We start from the raw sequence: 22,922 nt of genomic DNA, 5'->3' as shown, positions 1-22,922 counted from the left end.
AAAGGCATGATAACTGCAAACCGGAGCGATGTTTGAGGACAAGCTCTTATTTGTATTTTTGTGCTATTTAAACCAATACAGTTCAGATAAGCCCAAAACACTTGTAGAGACGGCGATTCATCGCGTCTTCAAAGACAAATTATCTATACCAGTAACCTTAACTGAACCGTATTGCTATTTAAACGCAACCTCTTTTGTGAATGCGATCGCCTCCCAAAATTAATTCACCAAAAAATTGGGTCTGAATCCTAAGGCTTCACGCAATGCTTTAAAGTAATGAGTTTCATAGTGGATGAAAAATGGGTATTTACTCATTACTCATTACTCATTACTCATTACTTATTACTTATTACTTATTACTTATTACTCATTACTCCTTCTTAAGAGCGCCTTTAGGTCAGTGAGAATGTCAACTTTCCTGTACTCCTTCTCTGCGAGACGCTACGCGAACGTCGCTAACGCTGAAAGCGTTCTCGTCAGAGTAGCCGCGAATTCCATTGCCTTGGCTCTAAGTTGAGTATTTGCTCTTTGAATCGTATTAAAGTTAGCTTGACAAACTACTAAGCAGCAGCACCTAAAGCCTGCAAAGTTGCCAATTGAGCTTCTGTTAACCCTTGAATTTGTTCAAGCTTCATACCTTCGTAGGGACGAGGCGCTCTCCAAGTTTGCTCACATTTACCAGTTTGCAAATCCCAGACTTTGATAGTTTCGTCTAAGCTGCCACTAAAAGCAGTCAGTCTGGCAGAAGTTGCATCTCCAATTGGGACAGAGGCTACCACCAAACTATAAATAAGCTCTGAGTGACCCACCAAAGTTTGATAGCATTCTCCTGTAGAAATATCCCAAAGTTTCAGATTGCGATCTAAACTACCACTAACAATAAACTGAGCATCTGGACTAAATCGCGCCACCATAACAGGGCCTTCATGTCCTGTAAAAGTTTGAAGACATTCTCCTGTGGAAACTAACCACAGTTTGAGGGTTTGGTCAAAACTCGTACTTAGTAACCACTTTCCGTTAGGGCTAAAGGTAACTGACCACACGCTGTTGGTGTGTCCTGTTAAAGTTTGCCAGCATTCTCCAGTATTAACGTCCCATAATTTAATCATCCCGTCAAACTCACTACTTGCCAGCAGTTGACCATCTGGACTAAAGACGACTGAAACAACTGAACTAGTATGTCCTTTGAAAGTTTTCAAGCATTCACTGGTGTTGATATCCCAAAGTTTCACGGTTTGGTCATAGCTGCTACTGGCTAACTGTTTGCCATCTGGACTATAAACAACTGTCCAAACCCAACTAGTATGGCCGTGTAATGTTTGTAGACAGGTTCCTAACTTCCAGTCCCATAATTTGATGCTAGGATCTGCACTACCACTGACGAGTAAAGGATTCTGGCTATTAGGTTGAAACGCCACCGACCATACGCGGTTGGTATGTTCCCGTAATGTTTGCATTAGGATACCGTTTTTGATATCCCATAACTTAATTGTTTGGTCTTCGTGTCCACTTGCCAGATAGTGGCCATCTGGAGTTAGAGCTAGGGATAATACACTATTGGTATGTCCTGTGAATGTTTTCGTGCAGCGTCCTATTTGAATATTCCATAGTTTGGTGGCGTGGTCATCGCCACCACTGACCAATTGTTGTTCATTGGGATGATAAGCAACCGTCCAAACTCGGCTGGTATGACCGAGAAAAGTTTTCAGACAATTTCCGGTAACGACATCCCATAATTTTACGGTGCGGTCAAAACTGCTGCTAGCCAACTGTTGACCCTTTCGACTAAATGCGATCGCTGTGACTGCCTGTCGATGTCCGCGTAAGGTTTGCAGACATTCTTGGGTTTGAACATCCCAAAGTTTGATCGTATTATCATAGCTGCTGCTTGCGAGTAATTGACCATCTGGGCTAAATGCCAGCGATCGCACCCAGCGATCGTGTGCTTGCCAAACACTAAGGTTCGTACCAGTAGTTATATCCCACAGGCGAATTGTCCAATCTTCTCCACAACTGGCAATAATTTGACCATCAGGGTGAAAAGCGATCGCCCACACTCGACCTTCATGACCAACTAAAGTCTGAACTTCTCGGTTAAGCTTTTCTGATCCAACCTGCCATAAACGAATAGTTAAATCTTGGCCGCAACTCGCAAGGATATTACCATCAGGACTAAAAGCAACGGCATTAACTGAATATGTATGTCCTTTGTATGTGTGCAGACATTGCCCAGTTTCCACATCCCATAATTTCACTAAATAATCATCAGCAGCGCTGGCCAGATACCGCCCATCTGGACTAAAAGTTACAGCCCATGTCCAATGTTGATGTCCCCGACAACGCATTAGTTGTTTGCCAGTGCCACTATCCCAAATTTGAATTTCACCTTTGGTATCACTGGTAGCTAAATACTCTCCATCTGGACTAAAAGCAACACTGAGGACACCACCAAAAGTTTCGGCAAAGACGCTTTCGCTAATATTAACGCCAGTAAAATTTGTGTTGTGTAATGTAGCATTGGCTAAGTAAGCTTGGCGAATAACCAGATGAGAAAAGTCAAAGCCACTCAGATCAGTTTGCAATATTGAGAATAGATTTAGTAGATTTCCCCCTGCATAGCCTGTTTGCACTGCTGTTTGATATTGCAATTGCGCTAAAATTTGGCAAAGGCGCTCCTCAAGTTGGGCTTGAGTATCAAAGTGGGTTAAAAGTCGCTCCACTAAGGGATGCAGAATAAATTGAATTTGTGCTTCGCGCACGTAGTCTTGAGTTTGAGCTTCAATTAAGGCATGAGTTCTGAATAAGTTAAGTTCGCCTGTAGTAATCTCCCATTCAATAGTCTGGATAAATTGTTCTGTAACATATTCCATAATTACGGGTTGTTGCGTTAACCCTGTGGTTCTTGTCTCCACGAGAGAGCGCCCCTTGAGTGATTCCAAGGCTTCCAAGAGTTTTTGCCAAAATACTTGCGGCAATATTTCGGTTTGTAACTTCGTTGGCGTTACTCCTTCTCGGTTAATCGCTAGCCAGTACATAATCTGCTGTTGCAGAGGCGATAAACGCTCAAATTGTTGCTTGAGTAAGTCCCATAAATTGCTAAAAAGGGTATTACCTTGTGCCAAGAATGCTTGTGTATCACCACAAAATATATCTTGAATAGCGGTTGCGGCAATTTTGAGGGCGAGTGGATTACCACCAAAGTAATTGACCAAGTTTTGATGTTGAGGTGCTGTATTTAACCCTTTAGCAATCAGTATTTGCTCACCTTCTATTACTGATAGTCCCGACAAACAGAGCGATCGCACTGGTAAGTTTTCCCCCGATCGCACTGCAATTTTGCTCGGTTTTTCTCGTCCAGTGACAATCAGACAACTTTGGTGGAGTTCATCGCAGATCCGCTCAAATAGCTGTTGGTATGCTTCAAACCCTCGTTGGTATTCTCCCCCCCGGTTTCCACTTTGTAAAATTGACTCGACATTATCAAGAACTAACAAACAACGCTTTTCCTGCAATTGTTTCATCAAAAGATTAATTGAACTATCGATTGTTGCCTCTGAACCCATTAAAATCGGCAAAATCTCGCCCAGTAAGGTATTTAGTGGCAGTGCTTGCTGTAAACTACGCCAAATCACATATTCAAACTGGGATTGAATTTGCCTTGCAAGTTTCACCGAGAGAGTAGTTTTGCCAATTCCACCGAGTCCAAAAATCCCGACGAAACGACAATGCTCCTTGCCAATCCATGTTGATAAAGTTTGCAGTTCTGTTTGGCGACCATAAAATCGGGAGACATCAACGGCTTCTCCCCAATCTTGTGTACTGGTTTGGGATTGCTGATAGCGATGCAGAATAGCTTGGATATTTTTTTTGGAGACTTCTTCGCCAATGACTTGGGAAAGCGATCGCCACAATTGCGAACCTACCTGTTTAACATAGTCACAATCATAACCTAGCTTATCCGCAATCTCCGCATAAGTGCGTCCAACCCAACTTTCGAGAAAGACTACAGACTGAATATCATTTAGTCCTTGCTCCAAGACCGTAGAGCGTAAAACAGCATCGACTAATTTGAGTGCCTCTTCGCCTGTCATCGCTCAACAAGATCCACGTATCGTTTAAGTATTTAACTTGTCTGTTCTTGCTGGGAAAATTATGGCAAAGTTTACAATTGTTTACATTAACTAGCACACTTTTTCTTACTGACAGAACGAGCGGGCTTGGATTTTAATTGGGAAAGACAAGAAGTTCAATAATTCATGTTCCTCAATTAAATAGGAAAAAGTTTATTTTGATGAATTTTGGCAACTTGTTATAGAGCAATAGAATTAGCTAGGTAATTAATCACCTAGTTAGCATAGTTAACTTATTGGTTACATATTTCGAGGATATAAAAATGAAATTTCAACTAATTTCCACATTAACTGTTTTTACCATATTAGGATTATCTCAGCAAGCAAAAGCATATAATCTTGAAGCTTGTGCAAAAGACCCAATGACTAGCACACCTCAAGCAATCAACTTACTTCAGCCTCTTGACCAGAAAATGGTGAATTGTATTCCTAAATTGGATTCAATTGCTAGTCAATGGCAATCAAAAGCTAATAATATCAGATCGGCTATAAATCAGATAAAGGTCGGTAATAACGGAACTACAGGTATTGAGAAACTTGAGTACAATGTAACAGGAAATTATATTTCTTTAGGTGCTAGTGCTAAAGCTGCACATACATGGGAAGTAAAAATTCCACCAAAAACTATAAAAGAACAAGTTCCTGTTACAAAGTATCGCAAAGTAGAGGAGTGTATTGCTCGAAAGAAAGTTTTTGGAAGAACAATCTGCATTGGGTTTGAAACTAAAAATATGCCCTATGTCGAAATGGAATGGAAGACTGTAACTATCCCCGGTAAAACCATCAGAGAGTCTGCTTCTGCAACATGCAAGTATGATTACACGTTCAACTTGTCAACTTTTGAACAAAAACCTATTTTTAACTGCGGTCGTGGAAGTCTTGGTAATTTAAAGCTAGATGCAAGTGCATTTACCAAAATCCTTAATGGAGAAATGCCTACGTTGGGTAGTTTATTAACTAGTGTAAATCTGACACCGCCTCTATTTAAGGATGCCAATCGTGATACTTACAATGACGTGAAAAACAGCATAATAGCTAGTCACGCAGGTTCAATAGTGTATTTTTCTTCAGAATCTTTTGTTAATTGGGCATCCGTAGAAAACCAAGGAGCTAACGGAGTTGCCGCTGTTATTTCTGGTGGAGCATATGGCGCAGAGCTTACTCGCCAAATTACCGAAAGATTAAAAACTGAACTCACTTTTATGAGTGTTTTTGCTTCTCAAACTGCAATCAACTTAGGTGTTGAGCAGATAGTATCCATGATGACAGGAAATAGTGCATTAAATCTTGGCGCTTATAATGTTTCTGTAAAAGTGGTAAACACCCCTAACATTATTCAAAAATGTGTAGTTAACGGTGATTGTCTTCCTGAAATAAAGTCGCCCCGTTTAGGTTTTGCTGTTATTGCAACACCAATTAATTAATAACTTGACTATTGCGATTTGGTAAAAGTAAAAATTCACCAAAATTTTTAGTTTGCTGATAACGACAAGAATGGCAAAGAGATAACCATCTTCTAACCTTATTAGAAACAGGGCGTTGCTGAAGAATGGGATAATTTCGACAAATTAGAAACGGAATTTAAATGGTTTAAACCTCTAATTTATCCCGCATTTATGCAACGCCATTTTTCATTGCTGACAGAGCGATCGGGTTTAAGTTTTGATTAGGATGTGCAGAATAAGACCACAGTAATATTACGTTCATACTTTCTTGGAATTAAGAAGAGGTATAAATGGGAATGACAATCGATAAACCTCACAAAGATGCAGAGTTGAAACTCAAAGATCCAATCTTTTTTCAAGGCACTTCTAACACGAATATTGTTCAGGTGGAATTATGGGCTGATGACCGTTGGCTATTAGGTAAAACTTCAGCCAATAATGGCAAATGGTCACTTTCCTATCATTTTAACAGTGGTGGCACTCGGCGAATTGTTGCCAAGGGATTTGATGCTAATCATCAGCTAATTGGTAGTGATGATATTTGGCTTTTTTTAGATGCACTCACACAAGTTGATCTTGACATGAATTTGAGTGCTGATTTTAAACTGTGGGAATTTGTCACATCTCCTACAAGCGGTCTATTGAGAATTGAAAATACACCAACGCCTGGAGAAATCAAAAACCTAGAGAGACTATGCCAGCAAATTTTACAACCTGCACGAGATGCCTTGGGTTCACTGAAAATTAATTCTGGTTTTCGTTCAGAAGAACTTAATAAAGTAGTAGGAGGTGCTAGCAATAGTGCCCATCGTCAAGGCTTTGCTGCTGATGTCATTCCAGTAAATGTAGGAACTAAAAAATTTGCAGAATGGGTGAATGAAAATTGTAATTTTGACCAAATTATTTTGGAATTTGGCACTTTAGAAAAGCCTATGTGGATTCATGTTAGCGCTGAACCAAGAAATCGCCAACAGGTTTTGAGAGCTACTTATAGTCGTGGAATAACTATCTATACTCCTATTCAAATATAAAAGAAAGGAAAATTAGGACAAGGGTTAAGTGCAGGATTTTCAATACAAATCAAGCTAACTAAGTGCATTTACTAGTATAGTGAGTAAAACTTAAATTTTAGGAGGAAAGTAATTATGGAAACATTTGTCAAGGTACTTATAGGCATTATTGCATTCATACATATCCTTTTTCTAGTTGTGCAGATGTTTTTCTGGAATACAAAGTTTGTTCAAGAAAAATTACTGAAAAACTTTACTACAGCAGAAGTTGCTACAATTCTTGCTCAAAATCAAGGCTTATACAACGGATTTCTTTCTGCTGGCTTAATCTGGGGATTATTTATATCACAAAAGGTTCCACAAGTTGAGCCTTCATCGATTGTGATTTTCTTTTTAATTTGTGTAGCGATCGCAGGTATTTTTGGTAGCATTACCTTGAAACGTCCAACAGCATTTTTAATCCAATCAATACCCGCAATATTGGCTTTATTCTTGCTGTGGTATCCTAATCTTTAGTAGTTAGGTTTCAAGAAATATTCTCGATTTTGTGATTATTCAGGAAAAAATAAACTTATAGAACAACAAAATCCCGGTAAAAGTGGCGATGTGATTTCATCATCGCCTAACAAAGTAGCAGCTAAAACCAACTGTGCTTTTTCTCGCCGATAAACTTCGACTTGTTTAGTGAAGCGATCGACAATCCAATACTCACGCACGCCTTGAATTGAATAAAGTTTCAGTTTTGCTTCCTTGTCTCGAAGTTCGTTTTGTTTACCAGGGGATAAAACCTCTACTACTAACTCTGGTGCGCCTGTCAAATGTCCCGCTTCATCTTCAATTTGCGCCAGTCGTTCTCGACTTACCCAAACTACATCTGGTATAACACTATCTGCTTGCGAAAAAATCACGCCTGGAGCGACAATTGTTTCTCCTAAGCCACTCGAATCTGACCAAACATCGAGTTGTCGAGCGATTTTAACACAAACTTGTTGATGACGGCGGTGAGGAGTGCGAGTCACAAAGAGTTCTCCATTAATAATTTCATAGCGTGTCCACTCATTTTCGGGTAGAACCTCTAAATCGTGAATTGTCCAGCGTACTCCCTCAATGGCTTGGTTCATGATTGTCCCCGTTTGGCTTGCTGCCTTCTTTGCTTAATTTTATCTTTCCTTTGGGCAAGGCAGTTATGGTATTTAAATTAGAACCATAATGAAAAACAAAAGTTCAAGCGAAACTCTGTATGCTGACATTTACCCAACTTAAACCACCTAATGGCGATGCCGCAGTTACTTTTACTCTGGCGCTGACAGCAGAAGAACGCACCCGCAGTCGTCATCGCTTTGAAACTGAAGATGGTAAAGTTATATTTTTACATTTACCCAGAGGAACTGTTTTACACGATGGCGATATTCTGCAAGAAGAAACCCATAGGAGTTTAATCAGAATTACTGCTAAACCAGAATTAGTGCTGACTGCCTTTGCCCAAACATCACTTTTATTATTACGGGCGGCGTACCATCTGGGAAATCGTCATGTACCTGTAGAAATTACTCCAACTTATTTACGCTTGTCTTCAGACTCGGTTTTACGCACAATGTTGGAACAATTAGGGTTAGAAGTTAAAGAGGAAATTCTACCATTTCAGCCAGAATTAGGAGCTTATGGACAACACCATCATGCTCACTGATAGTCATTTTTTGAGTATTTTACAACTGGCTAGCCCCGCTTTGCCTGTGGGAGCATATAGTTATTCTGAAGGCTTGGAAACGCTCATAGAAAATGGTATTATCACCAACACCTTACATCTCAAACTTTGGTTAAAAGCGGAGTTGCTCTGCGGGGCAATTCGGTTAGAGGCTGCGGTGATGGTGCGATCGCAGCAAGCTGCAAAAATGAATGATGTAGAGTCGCTATGCCGTTGGAATCTCTGGTTATCCGCCGCTAGGGAAACAGAAGAATTACGCGCCTCTAGTTGGCAAATGGGGCGATCGCTCATCCAATTACTTGGTAAACTAGAACCTCAGATTGTACCTATTGCCAATGCTGTGGGTAATCCTTGCAATTATGCGATCGCTTTTGGCATTGCCATTGCCCATTGGCAAATCAATATAAAAGCTGCATTACTTGGATATCTGCACAGTTGGGCAAGTAATTTGATTACTGCTGGCGTGAAACTTATCCCTCTTGGACAAACAGCAGGACAACAGTTATTGCTAGATTTGCAACCATTACTCAGTGCTGCGGCGTTAGAAATTCTAGGGTTAGAGGACGATCAACTTGCCTGTTGTAGTTGGGGTTTGTCGCTGGCAAGTATGCAGCATGAAACGCAGTATACAAGGTTGTTTAGGAGTTAGTTATTGGGCATTGGGCATGGGGCATGGGGCATTGGGCATGGGGCATTGGGCATTGGTCAAAAACTAATAACTAATAACCATCTACCAAGCGAAAGTGACAAAGGACAAATGACAAAGGACAAATGACAATGAATACATTTAGAGTGGGAGTTGCTGGCCCGGTGGGTTCGGGGAAGACGGCTTTGGTGGATGCTTTGTGTAAGGGATTGCGTGAGCAATATCAGATTGCGGTGGTGACGAATGATATTTATACTCAGGAGGATGCTCAGTTTTTAGTGCGTTCTCAGGCGTTGGCTAGCGATCGCATTTTGGGTGTAGAGACTGGTGGTTGTCCTCATACTGCTATCCGCGAAGATGCTTCGATGAATTTGGCAGCAATTGAACAGTTAGAAGAACGTTTTCTCGATTTAGATTTGGTATTTTTGGAAAGTGGCGGCGATAATTTGGCTGCTACCTTTAGTCCAGAATTGGTGGATTTAACAATTTACGTCATCGATGTTGCGGCTGGTGATAAAATTCCCCGCAAAGGTGGCCCCGGTATTACCAAGTCTGACTTGTTAGTGATTAACAAAATTGACCTAGCACCTTATGTTGGTGCAGATTTAAGTGTGATGGAACGAGATGCTAAAAAAATGCGCGGTGATAAACCTTTTATTTTTACTAATTTAAAAACTCAGTCTGGACTTGCAGATGTGATTAACTTTGTTTGCACAAATATTTGTTGAAAAAGAATTCAGAATTCAGAATGGGCTAAACGCCCCGCTACCGCTAACAGGAGTCAGAATCAAGACAACTAAATCTGCATATTTAGCGCTGATGCAAAAACGTAGTTTAGGGACTAACTACTTATTGTGGGGTGGGCCGAAAAGCCACTGGTGTCAACTTAAGCCAAAAATAGCGTACTGGTTGAGTGTTGTTCACCCGCCAGGGATTGTAAATCCCTGACTAATTGCTCAAGTCTACTGAAGTAGACTGAAAATTTTTGCGCTCTAAAGTCTTCTTCAGAGGACTTTAGCTATGAGACAGGGATTGTAAATCCCTGGCGGACGTGCGGTTTCGCGTTAAGTTGACACCAGTGCTCCGCTATCCACCCCTCGTAGAAAATTCATGCTTTTTGCAGATAGCTAAGGTTTAGCCCATTCTGACTCTTGACCTTTTTTTGAATTCAAAATGCAAAATTCAAAATGAAGAAGAATTTTTTTGAATTTAATAATTTTGGGTACAAGCCCCCACCATAATCTTTGATTTGGTGGTCAACAAGAGAGTGGCGAGTCCAAGCTCCCACTAATTGTCTTTAATTTTGAATTTTGAATTTTTAATTTTGAATTGGAGCGAAGCGACTTGACTCCTGACTCCTGAATTCTATTTCTATAAAGCCCTCAGATGACGACTTCGCACCCGTTCAGCACTACCAGTAGGAATCGCAGCAATTAATTTTTGCGTGTATTCCTCTTTGGGTTCCAGGTAGATGCTTTCGGCTGTGCCTTCTTCAACAATTTGACCGCGATTCATGACTAAAATGCGATCGCTCATAAATTTCACCACACTTAAATCGTGAGAAATAAAAATATAAGTAAGTTGAAAGTCTGACTGTAATTCTTTGAGAAGATTTAATACCTGCGCCTGTACGGAAACATCCAGTGCTGAAACTGATTCATCGCAGATGATAAATTTAGGATTTAATGCCAAAGAACGGGCTATGCAAATCCGTTGGCGTTGACCGCCAGAAAACTGATGAGGATAGCGGTTAATCGCATCTGCACTCAACCCTACCCTTTCTAAAAGTTCAGCTACCCGTTGGCGTCGTTGTTGCTTTGTCTTCCCAACGCCGTGAATTAACAACGGTTCCATCACCGCGTCCCCAACCTTCATCCGGGGATCGAGGGAACTGAAAGGATTTTGGAAAACTATTTGCATTTCCCGCCGCAGTTTTTGCAACGGTTCTCCTTTGAGGGTAGTAATATCTTGTTTCTCAAAGATAATCTGACCACTCATTGGTTCAATTAATCGCAGCAAGGTTCTACCAAGGGTGGTTTTACCGCAACCAGATTCTCCCACCAAACCTACTGTTTCCCCTGGTTTGACATCAAAGGAAACACCATTCACTGCCATGTTGTAGCGTTTTGTCCCACCAAACACCCCGCGCACTGGAAAACCAACTTTCAGGTTGCGGATTTGCAGTAAAGGTTCCTTTTCATTAAAGTTTGCTAATCTTGCAGTAATCTCTTCAGTGGTGACTTCTGTAGGTTGTGCGGGTTCTTTCGCCTGAATTACTATTTGTCCCGTCGGTGTCTCTTCTGCACTCATGTAGTCCGAAACAGTGAGTAATTTTTGGGGACGGCGGTTAAGTGTGGGGCGACAAGCTATCAAACCTTTAGTATATGGATGCTGGGGACTGCTGAAAATTTGCCCAGAAGTACCAGATTCGACAACTTTGCCTTTATACATCACCGCTACTTCGTCAGCAATTTCTGAAATTAGCCCCAAGTCGTGAGTGATGAAAATCATTGCCATGTCACGGGTTTGCTGCAATTCTCGCATTAACTCCAAAATAGTTGCTTGCACCGTCACATCTAAAGCTGTGGTTGGTTCATCAGCAATTAAAATTAATGGGTTGCAAGAAATTGCCATTGCAATCATCACCCGTTGCAACTGACCCCCAGAAAGTTCATGGGGGTAGCGTTCTAGCATGGCTTCTTTGTGTTCTTTAACCAACTGTGCCAACTTTGATGGTTCTGGTTTCGATGGAGTTTCGCTATACTGCTGCTGTATCTCTTCATCACTCGGTAGAAGTTTTACCTCTTGTAAACCTGCGATCGCAATTTGTCGTGCTTGGGCGGCTGACACATTTTGATGCCGCATGATCGCTTCTGTTAGCTGAAACCCAATGTTATAAACTGGATTGAGCGAACTCATCGGTTCTTGAAAAATCATGGCGATGTCGCCACCCCGGTGTAACTGCATTTGCTCAGAAGGCAATTTTATCAAATCGATTGCTTTGCCATTTTCCTGCGGACGAAACCAGATTTCACCGCCAGTAACTATACCGGGAGTCTGCAACAAGCCCATCACAGCTAGGGCTGTCACTGATTTACCACTCCCTGATTCTCCTACTATTCCTAGAGTTTCACCTCGATGCAACCCAAAAGAAATACCATCCAAAGCTCTGACTGTATTGCCATCACTGGGAAATTCAACTTGTAGATTGCGAACCTCTAGGACAGTTTCTCTCATAGGAGTTGGGTATGAATAATTAACTTAAAATTATTTGGATTTTAACAATAGTTTTAATGTATATGTCGGTAAATTTGGTTTTTACCCACAATTGACATTACATACCTCCACAATATACACGCATTTGCAATGTCGAACTGCTTCTGATTTTTGATCGCTAGACTCGAAATAACTCAACCACTGTCGGCTTAGTCACTTTCCCCATTGCGTTGCGCGGTAATTCTTCAACTAGCAAAATTTGGGTTGGTACTTTATAAACCGCCAATCGCTCTTTTGCCCAACTCCTAAAAGATTCTAATGTTAAAGGTTCAGAACCTTGCAATACTAAGGCCGCACAAACTCGTTCACCCCACTCCGGATCGGCAACTCCAACCACTGCACATTCCTGAATATCTGGATGCGATCGCAATACTTCTTCAATTTCTAAAGCTGAAACTTTATACCCTCCCGTTTTGATGATATCCACACTCATCCGTCCCAGAATGCGGTAGTTGCCATTCTCAACTACAGCAGTATCTCCAGTACGGAACCAACTATCTTGGAAAGCTTTGGCGGTTGCTTGGGGGTTTTGCCAATATTCTAAAAACACTCCGGGGCTTTTAACTTGAATCTCTCCTGGTGTTGCGGCTGGAACTAACTCGCCGTTCTCATCCACTAATCTCACTTCAACTTCAGGTAGTGGCTTTCCTACATATCCAGACAACCGTTCACCGTGTAAAGGGTTCGATAACGCCATACCGATTTCTGTCATCCCATAGCGCTCAAGCAGAAAATGGCCACTGATGGTTTGCCACTTTTCTAAAACTTGAACTGGTAATGCTGCCGAACCAGAAACCATCAGGCGCATTTTAGCACAGCCTTCTGACATAGTTTTTTGGCGTTCCTTAGAAGCATTTTCCCAAGCAGCAATCAGCTTTACATAAATTGTTGGTACTGCCATAAATAGGGTTAAGTCACCGTCACAAATTCGCTTCCAAACGGTTTGGGCGTCAAACTTGCTTAATAGATGGCACTCCGCGCCAGCCCATAAAGCACAAGTCAGTACGTTAATAATTCCATGAATATGATGTAGTGGCAGGATATGTAAAATGCGATCGCTAGATGTCCATTCCCAAGCAGTGATTAAGCTAGTCACTTGCGCTTGAATATTTTGATGAGTTGTAACTACACCCTTCGGTTTACCTGTTGTACCGCTGGTGTAGAGAATTAAAGCGCGTCTAGTAATATCTATCTCTGGGAGACGATCAATATTAGATGGGAGAGTTTCTGAGGTGAGGATAAATCGCAAATTTTGTTCTTGGGCGAGCGAGCGCAATATAGCCTCAAAATTAGGATGAGCAACAATAATCGATGCTCCAGAATTGGTAATTACATACTCCAATTCTGGGCGTGGATGGGAAACACACAGAGGTACAGCTATGCCACCAGCCCGCCAAATCCCCCATAGAGTCGCGACATACTCAAACCCAGGCGGGATGAGAAAGGCAACTCGCTGCTCTTGTAAATCTTCTGTATTCTGAAGAAGGCTTGTTGCTATTTGACTGGAAGCGTGAAGCAAATCCCGATAAGTAAATGCTCCATCTGTCGTAGCAATCGCTGTTTTCTCATTGTGTTCTTCAGCACGAATAATCAATGGTAGATTCACGTTTTTTACCGATTGAGGGTTGATTCAGTCTATTGAAAGAAAGCATATAGCAATCCCAAACAAGATGTAAATTTTACTATCCCCTATCCCCTATCCCCTATCCCCTATCCCCTATCCCCTATCCCCTATTCCCTATTCCCTATTCCCTTTCTCTACAACCAACGTTGTTTTTTAGCATAAGCAATACTACAAATTACAATTAATGCCATCATACATATCACAGCAGGATAAGCCCAAGGTTGCTCTAATTCCGGCATATATTTGAAGTTCATACCATAGAAACCAGACATGAAAGTTATTGGTAAGAATATGGTCGAGAGAATAGTTAGACGATTAATTCGTTCACCAGTTTTGCTAGCAATATTATCGCGTTGAATTTCCATTAATTCTGACATCCAGGCTCTTAGAGATTGATATTCTTGCCAGAGTTTATCAACCTGATGAACTAATTCTTGATTGAAGAGTTCCTTCACTGGCTGGGTGATCCATTGAAAATCTTCATTATTCATAATCGACATTAGTAACTTGATATTTTGAAAATTACGGCGTCCCGAACGAGTAGATTGCCTCATGGTGGCAATTTTTTGGTACGTTGACTCATCACCTGATTTTTCTAAAACTTCATCTTCTAAATCATCAAGTTTCATCGAAATATAATCAAATACATTATCGTAATTATTTAAAATATTTTTAAAAATAAGATAAAAAAGATAGTCAATTCCTAAATTGGGAATATCTGGAGTTCGCCTTTGCAAATTATTAGCTAGATTGCTTAAAATTTTTAGTTCCGTGATTTCAAAAGTGATAATAAAGTTATTGCCAACTACAATATTTCCACGTGCAACTTCAAATTCGTTATTTTTTATTTGAAAAGTTAAAATTTCATAGCTATCAAACAAACAATCTTCTACATCTTCATCAATTCCTAGAGAGCAATGGTTAAAAATCATCTCAATTCGAGATGGGTTTAGTCCAAAACGATTGATAATTCTGGCGGTTCCAGTGCGATCGCGGAAGTGAATACAGCGCAACCAAATATTATGAGAGCCATCAATTTTTTCCAGCACCGTATCGACATCATTGCTAGTGAATAATTCCAGGTTATCTGGATAAAAAGTGAAGAGAGCTAGCATACGGTAATCCTAGTTGATTTGTAACAAAATATGGTAACTCATCGTAAGTGTTAAGCAGTTTAGTTCTGATTGGATAAGCACTGAAGTGCTTACTACAAACTATATTAAGTTATAGCTAAATCTTTTTATAAGAAGAATTCAGAAGTCACAAAACAGGTATGAATTTTGTAGGAGTGGGTGACAAATATTGGTTAAAAGCGAGTGTTTAGTGGGCGAAAAAAATTAAAATATTCTCGCCTTAAAACTTTATCCCTGTATGAGTAGAGTATTCTGAATTCTTTATTCTGACTCCTGTTTTATCTTTTCCCAGATTTAGGGCGAGTAGTTGGCGCTGGTGCTGACTTATTTTGCAGAATGGCAATTTCTTTCTGTGCATCTTGATAACTATCGTTTTCTCCTTGCTGTTGGAATAGGTTTGCAGCTTTTTTGAAATCTGCGATCGCTCCTTGTTTGTTTTTCTGTTTGGTACGAATTATACCCCGGTTATAGTAGGCTAAGGCATTGTTAGCATTAATTGCGATCGCTCGTGAATAATCCTGATTTGCAGCTTTTGTATTTCCCAGTTCGAGATAGGCGTTACCACGGTTGTTGTAAGCTGCTACATTATTAGTATCTAGTTTTAATGCTTCGGTGTAATCTTCGATAGCGCCTTTATAATTTCCGAAAGAAAAACGGTGAATACCCCTGTGGATGTAAGCTGCAATGAATTTAGGGTCAATCTCTAAAATAGTGTTGTAATCTTCAGTAGCTTCTACTTTATTTCCTAAATCACTGTAAATATCACCACGATTAAGAAAAGCTTCGATATATTTGGGATTGATGTTGATTGCATCTGTATAATCTTTAAGTGCTGCATATTGCTGTTTATTAAGAAATTGAGTTAAACCCCTTTGATAATAAGCTTTAGCATCACTAGGATTAATTTTAATTATTGCGTCAAAATCTTGGATTGCTGCAAGTCTTTGTTTGAGGCGACGGCGAAGGATACCTCGTTGCAAGTAGGCTTCGGTATACTCAGGCTTGAGAGCGATCGCTTTGCTAAAATCTCCAATTGCTCCTTTATTATCCTTGACTTGAGAACGAGCTAATCCCCGGCCATAGTAAGCATAAGCATTCTCTGAGTTTAACTTAATCGCTTGAGTATAGTCTGCGATCGCTTCTTTGTACTTACTTAATCCATAAAAAGCAAATCCTCGGTCAAAATAGGCATTGGCATCTTGAGGATTGAGTAAAATTGCTTGGCTAGAGTCTGCTTGTGCTTGCTCATAGTCTCCTAATCGATAATAAGCATCACCTCGCTTATTGTAAGCCAAAGCATTTTGCGGATCTAATTCAATAGCTTGATTGAAATCTTTAACTGCTCCTTCATAGTTTCCTGATTCATATTTATTTACTCCCTGTTGGTATAATGTTTTTTGAGCATCACTTACAGGTTTTGGCAACTGTAAAATCCACGCTCCAACACCAAGTACAATAAAACCAGCTATCCCCGTCAGCACTAGTAATAATCTTTTATCATGCTGTTTTTGCTGATCTTCAACATTTGTTAATTTTTTCAGATCATCTAAAACTTCGGTTGCATATTGGTAGCGTTTACGATAATCAAAACGTACCATTTTATTAATAATTTTTTCTAACTTTCTGTTAACTTTTAGATTTTTGGGACGCCAAACTATTTCACCTGTCAGCTTATTTTTCTGACTTTGTAAATTAGATATTTCCTTTGCAGTTAAACCTAGAAGTGCTGCGATCGCAACAATACCTAAAGCATATATATTACTGTTGTATTTGAGGTTGCCGTTAACTTGTTCTATCGGCATATACTCAAGATTATCAACAGTATTAGTGATGGCTTCATTAAAAGTAACAAAATTAACCAAAACTAACTTTTTATCTGATTCTCTACGAATAATATTTGCTGGTTTAATATCGCGATGAATCACGCCATAGCTATGTACAATAACCAAAATCTCTAATATCTCTGACAAAAAACTAATTACTTGGTCTTCACTTAGAGGTTGTCCTTGAATAATTTCGTCACTTAAAGAATTGCCAGGGATGAATTCTTGAACTATATAGAATTCTTCATTTTCTTCAAAATAAGCAACTAGCTTTTGGATTTTATCGTTTTCCTGTCCTAGTTTTTCTAAAGTTGCTGCTTTACTGGTAAACAAGCGGCTTAGGATTGTTAAAGTTTGGGAATTTTTATTAGGAGGACATAATTGCTTTACTAGAAGTTCGCTGCCAGGAAGATTAGTATCTTCAACTAGATAGGTTTTCCCCTTTTCTCCATCATTGAGAACTTTTAGTATTCGGTAATGTCCATCTAGGAAATGACTATTCATCAATATAAATATAGTCTGATAAATTGCTTGATTATAGCTTAAGTGTTATTATTACTGATTTTAAAATATAAATATTTATTTATTAAGCAACTTCAAATGAGATCGATGCGTGGGCTGCTACCGCGTGTATATATCAAAGTCCCTCTCCCAACTTGAGAGCTACGGTGTATACACAAGTCTGAAATAGCTCAGAAACCAAGGTTTTACCCCACCCTAACCCTCCCCTTATAAAGGGGAGGGAACTTGATTTTCCAGTTTCCCCCCTTTATAAGGCTACGGTGTACACACAAGTCCTAAAAACCTAGCTTGATAAGCATTTCCTCGTTCCCAGTCTCCGACTGGGAATGCATTCATTGAGTCTCTGACGTAGAACATAGGGAACGAGATAAAAACGAGGTAAACAAGATAGACGAGAAAAGAATGGAAAATCAAGCTTTTTTTGACTTGTGTGTACACCGTAGCTTTATAAGGGGGGATTAAGGGGGGTAATTTGAGTTATGTGTACACTGTAGCCCAAGCTTGGGAAAGGGATTTAGGGTGAAAGCTCATTGATTCAGATTTTACGCTGGAACTACAAATTTCTCGCTACCAGCCAGTTCAAAGGCTGCATGAATAGCTTGCAAAGCTTTAACACCTTGCTCTTGGGCCACAACACAACTAATTTTGATTTCTGAAGTGGCAATCATTTGAATATTGATTTGTTGTTGGGCTAAAGCTTCAAACATTTTAGCGGCAACGCCTGGTTGTCCGAGCATTCCTGCACCGACAATACTCACCTTAGCGATCGCACTATCTAAAACAACTTCACCCCATCCTAACTCTGCCGCTATTTGAGTAAGCATTTTTTTGGCATTTTCCCCATCGATCCGCGAGACTGTAAAAGCAATATCTCGTCTGGGAACACCATCAATTACTCGGCAACGCTGAGATTGGATAATCATATCAACACTAATATTATGTTGCGCTAATAATCCAAACAATTTTGCCGCCATTCCCGGACGATCTGGCAATTGGCGAATAGCAAGACGCGCTTGATTCAAGTCGAGGGCGACACCGCGAACGGGAGGACAATTGGGCAGAGGGGCAGAGGGGCGGAGGGGCAGAGGGGAAAAACTTACTGCAACTTCTCCTCTGCTCCCCTGCTCCCCTGCTCCCCTGCTCCCCTGCTCCCCTGCTTCGATTTCAAAGGCGGTGCGGAGTGCGCTAACGGCGCGATCGCATTCGGCAGCATCCACTACGCAACTTACTTTCACTTCGCTGGTGGAAATCATTTGAATATTCACGCCAGCTTCGGCTAAGGTAGTGAACATCTTTGCAGCCACACCAGGACGGCCAATCATTCCTGCGCCTGCGATGCTGACTTTGGCAATGTTATGTTCTACCATTACCTCGGCTTCTTCCGATTTGGGGTTAGATTGACTTCTTAGTGCTGGGGCGATCGCTGTTGCTACTGCTTCTGCCCGTTTTAAGATTGGTGTTGTCACAGTAAAAGCAATGTCATTGCTGTTACCTTCATGAACTGACTGAATAATTAAATCTACGTCTACTTTTTGCCGAGAAATTTCGCCAAACAACCTAGCTGCAACCCCTGGTTTATCAGGTACGCGCAACAAAGCAACCTTCGCTTGGTCAGTGTCAAATTCTACAGCATCCACTGGACGGGCAATTTCTAGATTGATTAGCGATCGCCCTTGGGGTTTGGCTGATGTCACCCAAGTACCTGGTTGATCCGTCCAACTAGACCTAACTACAAGGGGAACACCATAGTTACGGGCAATTTCCACAGCACGGGGATGCAGCACTTTTGCGCCCAAGCTAGCTAATTCCAACATTTCATCGCAGGTGATGTCATCCATCAACTGGGCTTCAGCAACTAAGCGGGGGTCTGTAGTGAGAATCCCTGGAACATCTGTATAAATTTCGCAAAAATTTGCTCTTAATGCGGCTGCGATCGCCACTGCTGACGTGTCAGAGCCACCGCGCCCCAAAGTCGTAATTTCCATCTCTCCGGCGCTGGATGTACCTTGAAACCCTGCTACTACAACTACTTTACCTTCATTTATGTGGCGACTGAGGCGAGTAGTTTCAATATGCAAAATCCGAGCGCGGCTGTGTTCAGCTTCGGTAACAATTCCTACCTGAGCGCCAGTCATGGAAATTGCTGGTTGTCCGAGTTCCTGCAAAGCCATGCTGAGTAAGGCAATGGTTACTTGTTCGCCAGTAGAAAGCAGCATATCCATTTCCCGGCGGTTAGGATTTGGAGAAATTTCATTAGCTAGTTTGACGAGTCCATCGGTGGTTTTGCCCATTGCCGAAACCACTACGACAAGAGAGTTTCCAGCTTTAACAGTTTTGTAAACACGCTGTGCAACAGCTTGAATGCGTTCCACTGAACCGACAGATGTACCACCGTATTTCTGAACTATGAGCGCCATAACTTTTTATTTAATCAATTGTGCCTGCTTTCATCAACGCTTCCGCCAGGTAAGGAAGCCTTGAAGGCTTATCAGTTATATAGTTTACTAAAAATTGCGTCGAATACCCTATAATAATTGATTATTCAAAAACTACATCTTCGTAGAGTGCTGCCATTGTTTCCTCAAAATCCACGCTATTGAGTCGAAATGATTGATGTTCTGCTGTGTAGGTTTGTAAAACCCACAACCCTTGCTCATTGCGGCGAAAACACTCGACTCGCTGACGTTTGGTATTAATTAAAACATATTCTTGCAGACTTTCCAGTGTTTGATAATCGGCGAATTTGTCGCCCCGGTCAAAGGCTTCGGTAGAATTAGATAAAACTTCGACAATTAAACAGGGAAATCTTTTATAACCAGGCGTTTCTCGATCTCGTTGATCGCAAGTAACCATCACATCGGGATAATAAAAGCGATTCAGAGATTCAATTCTGGCTTTCATGTCAGCGATGTAAACACGACAACCAGAGCCGCGCATACGATTACGGAGGAGAGCGAATAGGTTTCCTGCAATGGTAACGTGTGGATCTAGCGCTCCAGCCATTGCGTAGATGTAGCCGTCTATATATTCATGCTTGATATTGCTCTGTTCCTCCATTTGGAGGTATTCTTCAACAGTGACGTAGTTTTGTTGGGGTGAGGCTATCATAGTTGAAACTTGAATTCAGGAATTTGACACTCTCCGGGCTAAAGCCACGGAGATTCTTGGTTCAACGAGTCCACTTAGATGAGACCCCTTGCGGTATCTCACCCAGAGGTGGTTCTCTCCTCAAGCGTTAACTTTCGGTATGCCCTACCGTAGTTGGATGACTCCAAAATTTGTTTGCTAGGGGCGTATTGCAATACGCCTGTACAATGCTGGTCGTCTAGTCCCCATGAAAATTTTACCTATTCCTGGAAAGGAGCTAGAACTATGGAATAGAACCCCATATTTTCAATTGTCAAGGTTCAGCTTAGAGCCGTTAGGCAACATCGGGTTTTTATACAGGTTGATTACCTTCCCTGTTCAAATTAGTTTAACATTAAAGCACCCTCAAGGGTGCGACTAGCTTTCATCACCAGCAATCAAGTACGAAAAAGGTTAAAGGGTAAAGGTTAAAGGTTTTTTCTTTCCCCTTACCCCAAACCCAATTCCCCAAAACCCTTGCGGTACTAGTAGTTAGCTAATAGGTAATGTAAACCAGAAAGTTGCCCCTGTATCCAATGCACTGTTTACGCCAATTTCGCCACCGTGAGCATGGATAATTTGCTTACACAGATACAACCCCAATCCCAAACTTACAGAATTGCGGATACTTGTACCCCGAAAGTATAGGTCAAAAAGCCGATCGCTTTGTTGTTGACTAATTCCCACGCCGTTATCACTAACAGTACAATAAATTTTGTCATCCTTATGGGTAGCGTTGATTGTCAAAAGCAATCCGGGAGGATTATGTTTAAGAGCATTGACAATTAAGTTAGAAAACACTCGCCATAGTTGCGTGGGATCAGCATTCACTAATGGCAAATCTGCGGATACTAGATTTGTCAGCTTGGCTTGATTTTGTGCTAATAATGGCTCTAAATCTGCGATCGCAGCTTTGACAATTGTCAGTAATTGCACTGTTTGGGTTTGTAAAACAACACCTTGTGTTTCGCTGACATGAGTTTCCATCAACGAGTTAATTAAGTTCAGTTGGCGATCGCTACTTTGAATCATCCGCTCTAAAATAGAGCGGGAAACAGGGATTGGGGATTGGGAAGAGACTTCATCAATAATCCCCCCTTGTCCTCCTTGTCCTTGATTCCCAGTCCCCAGTCCCCCGCTATTAAGCAAATTCTTCAATACCATTACAGTACCCAGAACTGGGTTGCGTAAGTCGTGGGAAACTGCATGGAAAAATACTCGTAGTTCTTCTTCAGTTTGCTTGCGCTGGGTAATATCTTCAATTAAACCTTCGTAGTAAAGCAATTTTCCCTGTTCGTCACGGACTGCATAGGCTTTTTCTGAAATCCAGACAATACTCCCATCTCGGCGATAAATTTGAGACTCGAACTCTGAAACACTGCCATACTTTTCCATCAGGCGCACAAATTCTGCCCGACGGTTCGGATCAACATACAATTGTTCAATATCAGTTAAATTTGCTGTCACCTCTTCCACTAAAGAATAGCCATAAATACGTGCTAGAGCGGGATTTGCCGTAATGTAACGTCCATCGGGACTGCTTTGGAAGATTCCTTCAACGGCATTTTCAAAAATGGTGCGATATTTAGCTTCTGCAACCTTGAGTTTTTGATAGGCAGATTCCAGTTCTTGACGGGCGTAAAACTCAGAGCATTGCAAGCGATCGTACAGATAAACACCAATATCACATATAGTACAAAACCAAAAAATGTATAAAATGAACGTTACATTATATATTCCTGGGTGTTCGGGAATCGGTGTTTGTAGTCCAAGTGCCGTATTCACACCAAAATAGTAAACTAGCACACTCACTTGAGTCAGCAAGTGAAGAATCCAGCAGACGGGCATCAACACAGCTTGGCTCAAGAATAGCAGCGACCAACCGATGGTATCGGGTAGTGCAAAACCTGTAAGAGTTGCAAACAACTGCGATGCTAAACTAATTGACCAAGAAGACCCCAAAAATAATAAATCTGGACGATGACGACCTAACTTAGTTTTATGTAAGGCAAAGCAGACCAGTATACTCATGAGCATTGCAACATTAATTACAATACGTTGAGTTCTAACTACTTCTGGCAACTGCTGCAACTCTTGAAAAGGGAAAAACAAGCCGTAAATGTCTCGCAAAGTAAAAGACAACAGACAAATCAGCGCCAGCCATAACCATAAACGTAATCTCTGCCACAAAAAACGGTTACGCCAAGCTTTGTAAAGAGGATTGATTTCATCTGTTGTTGGTGCAGAAAAGATTTTTCTCCACCAGCTTTGCACTGTTGTAAATGGAGTAGCCATTAGCATCCAAGCAACTTTGCCCATACCGTCGAGGGTGTTTCCCTTACTCAATAGACTTCTTGCAGAAGTAGGGAAAAGGGAAAGGGGGGAAAGGGTAAAGGTTTTGTATTTAACCCTTTCCCTTTAACCTTTACCCTTTTCCCACAAGAGTGCAAAAAGCACTTTTGCAAGAGGTTTTATATTGCTA

Annotated in this window: 16 protein-coding genes; 7 read left to right on the top strand and 9 right to left on the bottom strand. The window is 41.0% G+C overall.

Translation table 11 applies throughout. From position 1 onward, the window contains the following. Positions 1 to 28: 28 nt before the first annotated feature. Positions 29 to 223 carry a hypothetical protein gene (locus RRG12_RS03250; protein WP_420758336.1) on the top strand — a complete coding sequence of 65 codons (195 nt, stop codon included), beginning with the start codon at positions 29 to 31 and terminating at the stop codon, positions 221 to 223. A 337-nt stretch (positions 224 to 560) separates the two neighbouring features. Here the strand turns inward: RRG12_RS03250 and RRG12_RS03245 are convergent, their stop codons facing one another. Next, positions 561 to 4,091: an eIF2A-related protein gene (locus RRG12_RS03245; protein ID WP_420758335.1), complete on the bottom strand. Its 3,531-nt coding sequence runs from the start codon at positions 4,089 to 4,091 to the stop codon at positions 561 to 563. 302 nt (positions 4,092 to 4,393) lie between these two features. On the opposite strand from RRG12_RS03245, the gene RRG12_RS03240 reads away from it, so the two are divergent. From RRG12_RS03240 to RRG12_RS03230, 3 genes are all read left to right on the top strand, one after another. After that, positions 4,394 to 5,554: a hypothetical protein gene (locus RRG12_RS03240; protein WP_420758334.1), complete on the top strand. Its 1,161-nt coding sequence runs from the start codon at positions 4,394 to 4,396 to the stop codon at positions 5,552 to 5,554. Between the two features lie 317 nt (positions 5,555 to 5,871). Continuing rightward, positions 5,872 to 6,606 (top strand): D-Ala-D-Ala carboxypeptidase family metallohydrolase, encoded by a 735-nt coding sequence (locus tag RRG12_RS03235; RefSeq protein WP_420758333.1) that lies wholly within the window; start codon positions 5,872 to 5,874, stop codon positions 6,604 to 6,606. Positions 6,607 to 6,720: 114 nt separating this feature from the next. Then, positions 6,721 to 7,101: a DUF1304 domain-containing protein gene (locus tag RRG12_RS03230; RefSeq protein ID WP_420758332.1), complete on the top strand. Its 381-nt coding sequence runs from the start codon at positions 6,721 to 6,723 to the stop codon at positions 7,099 to 7,101. A gap of 35 nt (positions 7,102 to 7,136) precedes the next feature. On the opposite strand, the gene RRG12_RS03225 is transcribed toward RRG12_RS03230, so the two are convergent. Then, on the bottom strand, positions 7,137 to 7,706 hold the full coding sequence (locus RRG12_RS03225; protein ID WP_420758331.1) for a Uma2 family endonuclease: 570 nt from the start codon (positions 7,704 to 7,706) through the stop codon (positions 7,137 to 7,139). A 119-nt stretch (positions 7,707 to 7,825) separates the two neighbouring features. Here RRG12_RS03225 and ureE point away from each other — a divergent pair, with 119 nt between their 5' ends. The 3 genes from ureE to ureG all read left to right on the top strand — a co-directional run bounded on the left by ureE (position 7,826) and on the right by ureG (position 9,664). Next, positions 7,826 to 8,272, top strand: a complete 447-nt coding sequence (gene ureE, locus RRG12_RS03220; protein WP_420758330.1) for an urease accessory protein UreE — start codon at positions 7,826 to 7,828, stop codon at positions 8,270 to 8,272. Beyond that, positions 8,247 to 8,939 (top strand): urease accessory protein UreF, encoded by a 693-nt coding sequence (locus RRG12_RS03215; protein ID WP_420758329.1) that lies wholly within the window; start codon positions 8,247 to 8,249, stop codon positions 8,937 to 8,939. Before ureE ends, RRG12_RS03215 begins: the two co-directional genes overlap by 26 nt. 128 nt (positions 8,940 to 9,067) lie before the next feature. Continuing rightward, positions 9,068 to 9,664, top strand: a complete 597-nt coding sequence (ureG, locus tag RRG12_RS03210) for an urease accessory protein UreG (RefSeq protein WP_181932755.1) — start codon at positions 9,068 to 9,070, stop codon at positions 9,662 to 9,664. Between the two features lie 643 nt (positions 9,665 to 10,307). Here ureG and RRG12_RS03205 read toward each other — a convergent pair. The 7 genes from RRG12_RS03205 to RRG12_RS03175 form a co-directional block, all read right to left on the bottom strand. Continuing rightward, complete coding sequence (locus RRG12_RS03205; protein ID WP_420758328.1) at positions 10,308 to 12,173, bottom strand: ABC transporter ATP-binding protein; 1,866 nt, start codon at positions 12,171 to 12,173, stop codon at positions 10,308 to 10,310. Between the two features lie 157 nt (positions 12,174 to 12,330). Then, on the bottom strand, positions 12,331 to 13,818 hold the full coding sequence (locus RRG12_RS03200) for an acyl-CoA synthetase (RefSeq protein ID WP_420758327.1): 1,488 nt from the start codon (positions 13,816 to 13,818) through the stop codon (positions 12,331 to 12,333). A 152-nt stretch (positions 13,819 to 13,970) separates the two neighbouring features. Beyond that, complete coding sequence (locus RRG12_RS03195; RefSeq protein ID WP_420758326.1) at positions 13,971 to 14,951, bottom strand: magnesium transporter CorA family protein; 981 nt, start codon at positions 14,949 to 14,951, stop codon at positions 13,971 to 13,973. 296 nt (positions 14,952 to 15,247) lie between these two features. Next, entirely contained in the window at positions 15,248 to 17,296 is a 2,049-nt protein-coding gene (locus RRG12_RS03190) for a tetratricopeptide repeat protein (RefSeq protein ID WP_420758325.1), read from the bottom strand. 560 nt (positions 17,297 to 17,856) lie between these two features. Beyond that, positions 17,857 to 19,731, bottom strand: coding sequence for an aspartate kinase (locus tag RRG12_RS03185; RefSeq protein WP_420758324.1), 1,875 nt, complete (start codon positions 19,729 to 19,731; stop codon positions 17,857 to 17,859). Between the two features lie 121 nt (positions 19,732 to 19,852). Then, positions 19,853 to 20,422 (bottom strand): Uma2 family endonuclease, encoded by a 570-nt coding sequence (locus tag RRG12_RS03180; protein ID WP_069067864.1) that lies wholly within the window; start codon positions 20,420 to 20,422, stop codon positions 19,853 to 19,855. A 510-nt stretch (positions 20,423 to 20,932) separates the two neighbouring features. Further along, positions 20,933 to 22,735, bottom strand: a complete 1,803-nt coding sequence (locus tag RRG12_RS03175; protein WP_420758394.1) for a PAS domain-containing sensor histidine kinase — start codon at positions 22,733 to 22,735, stop codon at positions 20,933 to 20,935. Between the last annotated feature and the right edge of the window lie 187 nt (positions 22,736 to 22,922).

The organism is Nostoc sp. CALU 546, from assembly GCF_048836525.1.
The sequence above is the reverse complement of the archived record's forward strand: the minus strand, read 5'-3'. Positions and strand labels throughout refer to the sequence as shown.

Excerpts from the sequence above, each read along its gene's own strand:
- RRG12_RS03250 (WP_420758336.1), top strand. The coding sequence starts at position 29 with ATGTTTGAGGACAAGCTCTTATTTGTATTTTTGTGCTATTTAAACCAA.
- RRG12_RS03245 (WP_420758335.1), bottom strand. The coding sequence starts at position 4,091 with ATGACAGGCGAAGAGGCACTCAAATTAGTCGATGCTGTTTTACGCTCT.
- RRG12_RS03240 (WP_420758334.1), top strand. The coding sequence starts at position 4,394 with ATGAAATTTCAACTAATTTCCACATTAACTGTTTTTACCATATTAGGA.
- RRG12_RS03235 (WP_420758333.1), top strand. The coding sequence starts at position 5,872 with ATGACAATCGATAAACCTCACAAAGATGCAGAGTTGAAACTCAAAGAT.
- RRG12_RS03230 (WP_420758332.1), top strand. The coding sequence starts at position 6,721 with ATGGAAACATTTGTCAAGGTACTTATAGGCATTATTGCATTCATACAT.
- RRG12_RS03225 (WP_420758331.1), bottom strand. The coding sequence starts at position 7,706 with ATGAACCAAGCCATTGAGGGAGTACGCTGGACAATTCACGATTTAGAG.
- ureE (WP_420758330.1), top strand. The coding sequence starts at position 7,826 with ATGCTGACATTTACCCAACTTAAACCACCTAATGGCGATGCCGCAGTT.
- RRG12_RS03215 (WP_420758329.1), top strand. The coding sequence starts at position 8,247 with ATGGACAACACCATCATGCTCACTGATAGTCATTTTTTGAGTATTTTA.
- ureG (WP_181932755.1), top strand. The coding sequence starts at position 9,068 with ATGAATACATTTAGAGTGGGAGTTGCTGGCCCGGTGGGTTCGGGGAAG.
- RRG12_RS03205 (WP_420758328.1), bottom strand. The coding sequence starts at position 12,173 with ATGAGAGAAACTGTCCTAGAGGTTCGCAATCTACAAGTTGAATTTCCC.
- RRG12_RS03195 (WP_420758326.1), bottom strand. The coding sequence starts at position 14,951 with ATGCTAGCTCTCTTCACTTTTTATCCAGATAACCTGGAATTATTCACT.
- RRG12_RS03190 (WP_420758325.1), bottom strand. The coding sequence starts at position 17,296 with ATGAATAGTCATTTCCTAGATGGACATTACCGAATACTAAAAGTTCTC.
- RRG12_RS03185 (WP_420758324.1), bottom strand. The coding sequence starts at position 19,731 with ATGGCGCTCATAGTTCAGAAATACGGTGGTACATCTGTCGGTTCAGTG.
- RRG12_RS03180 (WP_069067864.1), bottom strand. The coding sequence starts at position 20,422 with ATGATAGCCTCACCCCAACAAAACTACGTCACTGTTGAAGAATACCTC.
- RRG12_RS03175 (WP_420758394.1), bottom strand. The coding sequence starts at position 22,735 with ATGGCTACTCCATTTACAACAGTGCAAAGCTGGTGGAGAAAAATCTTT.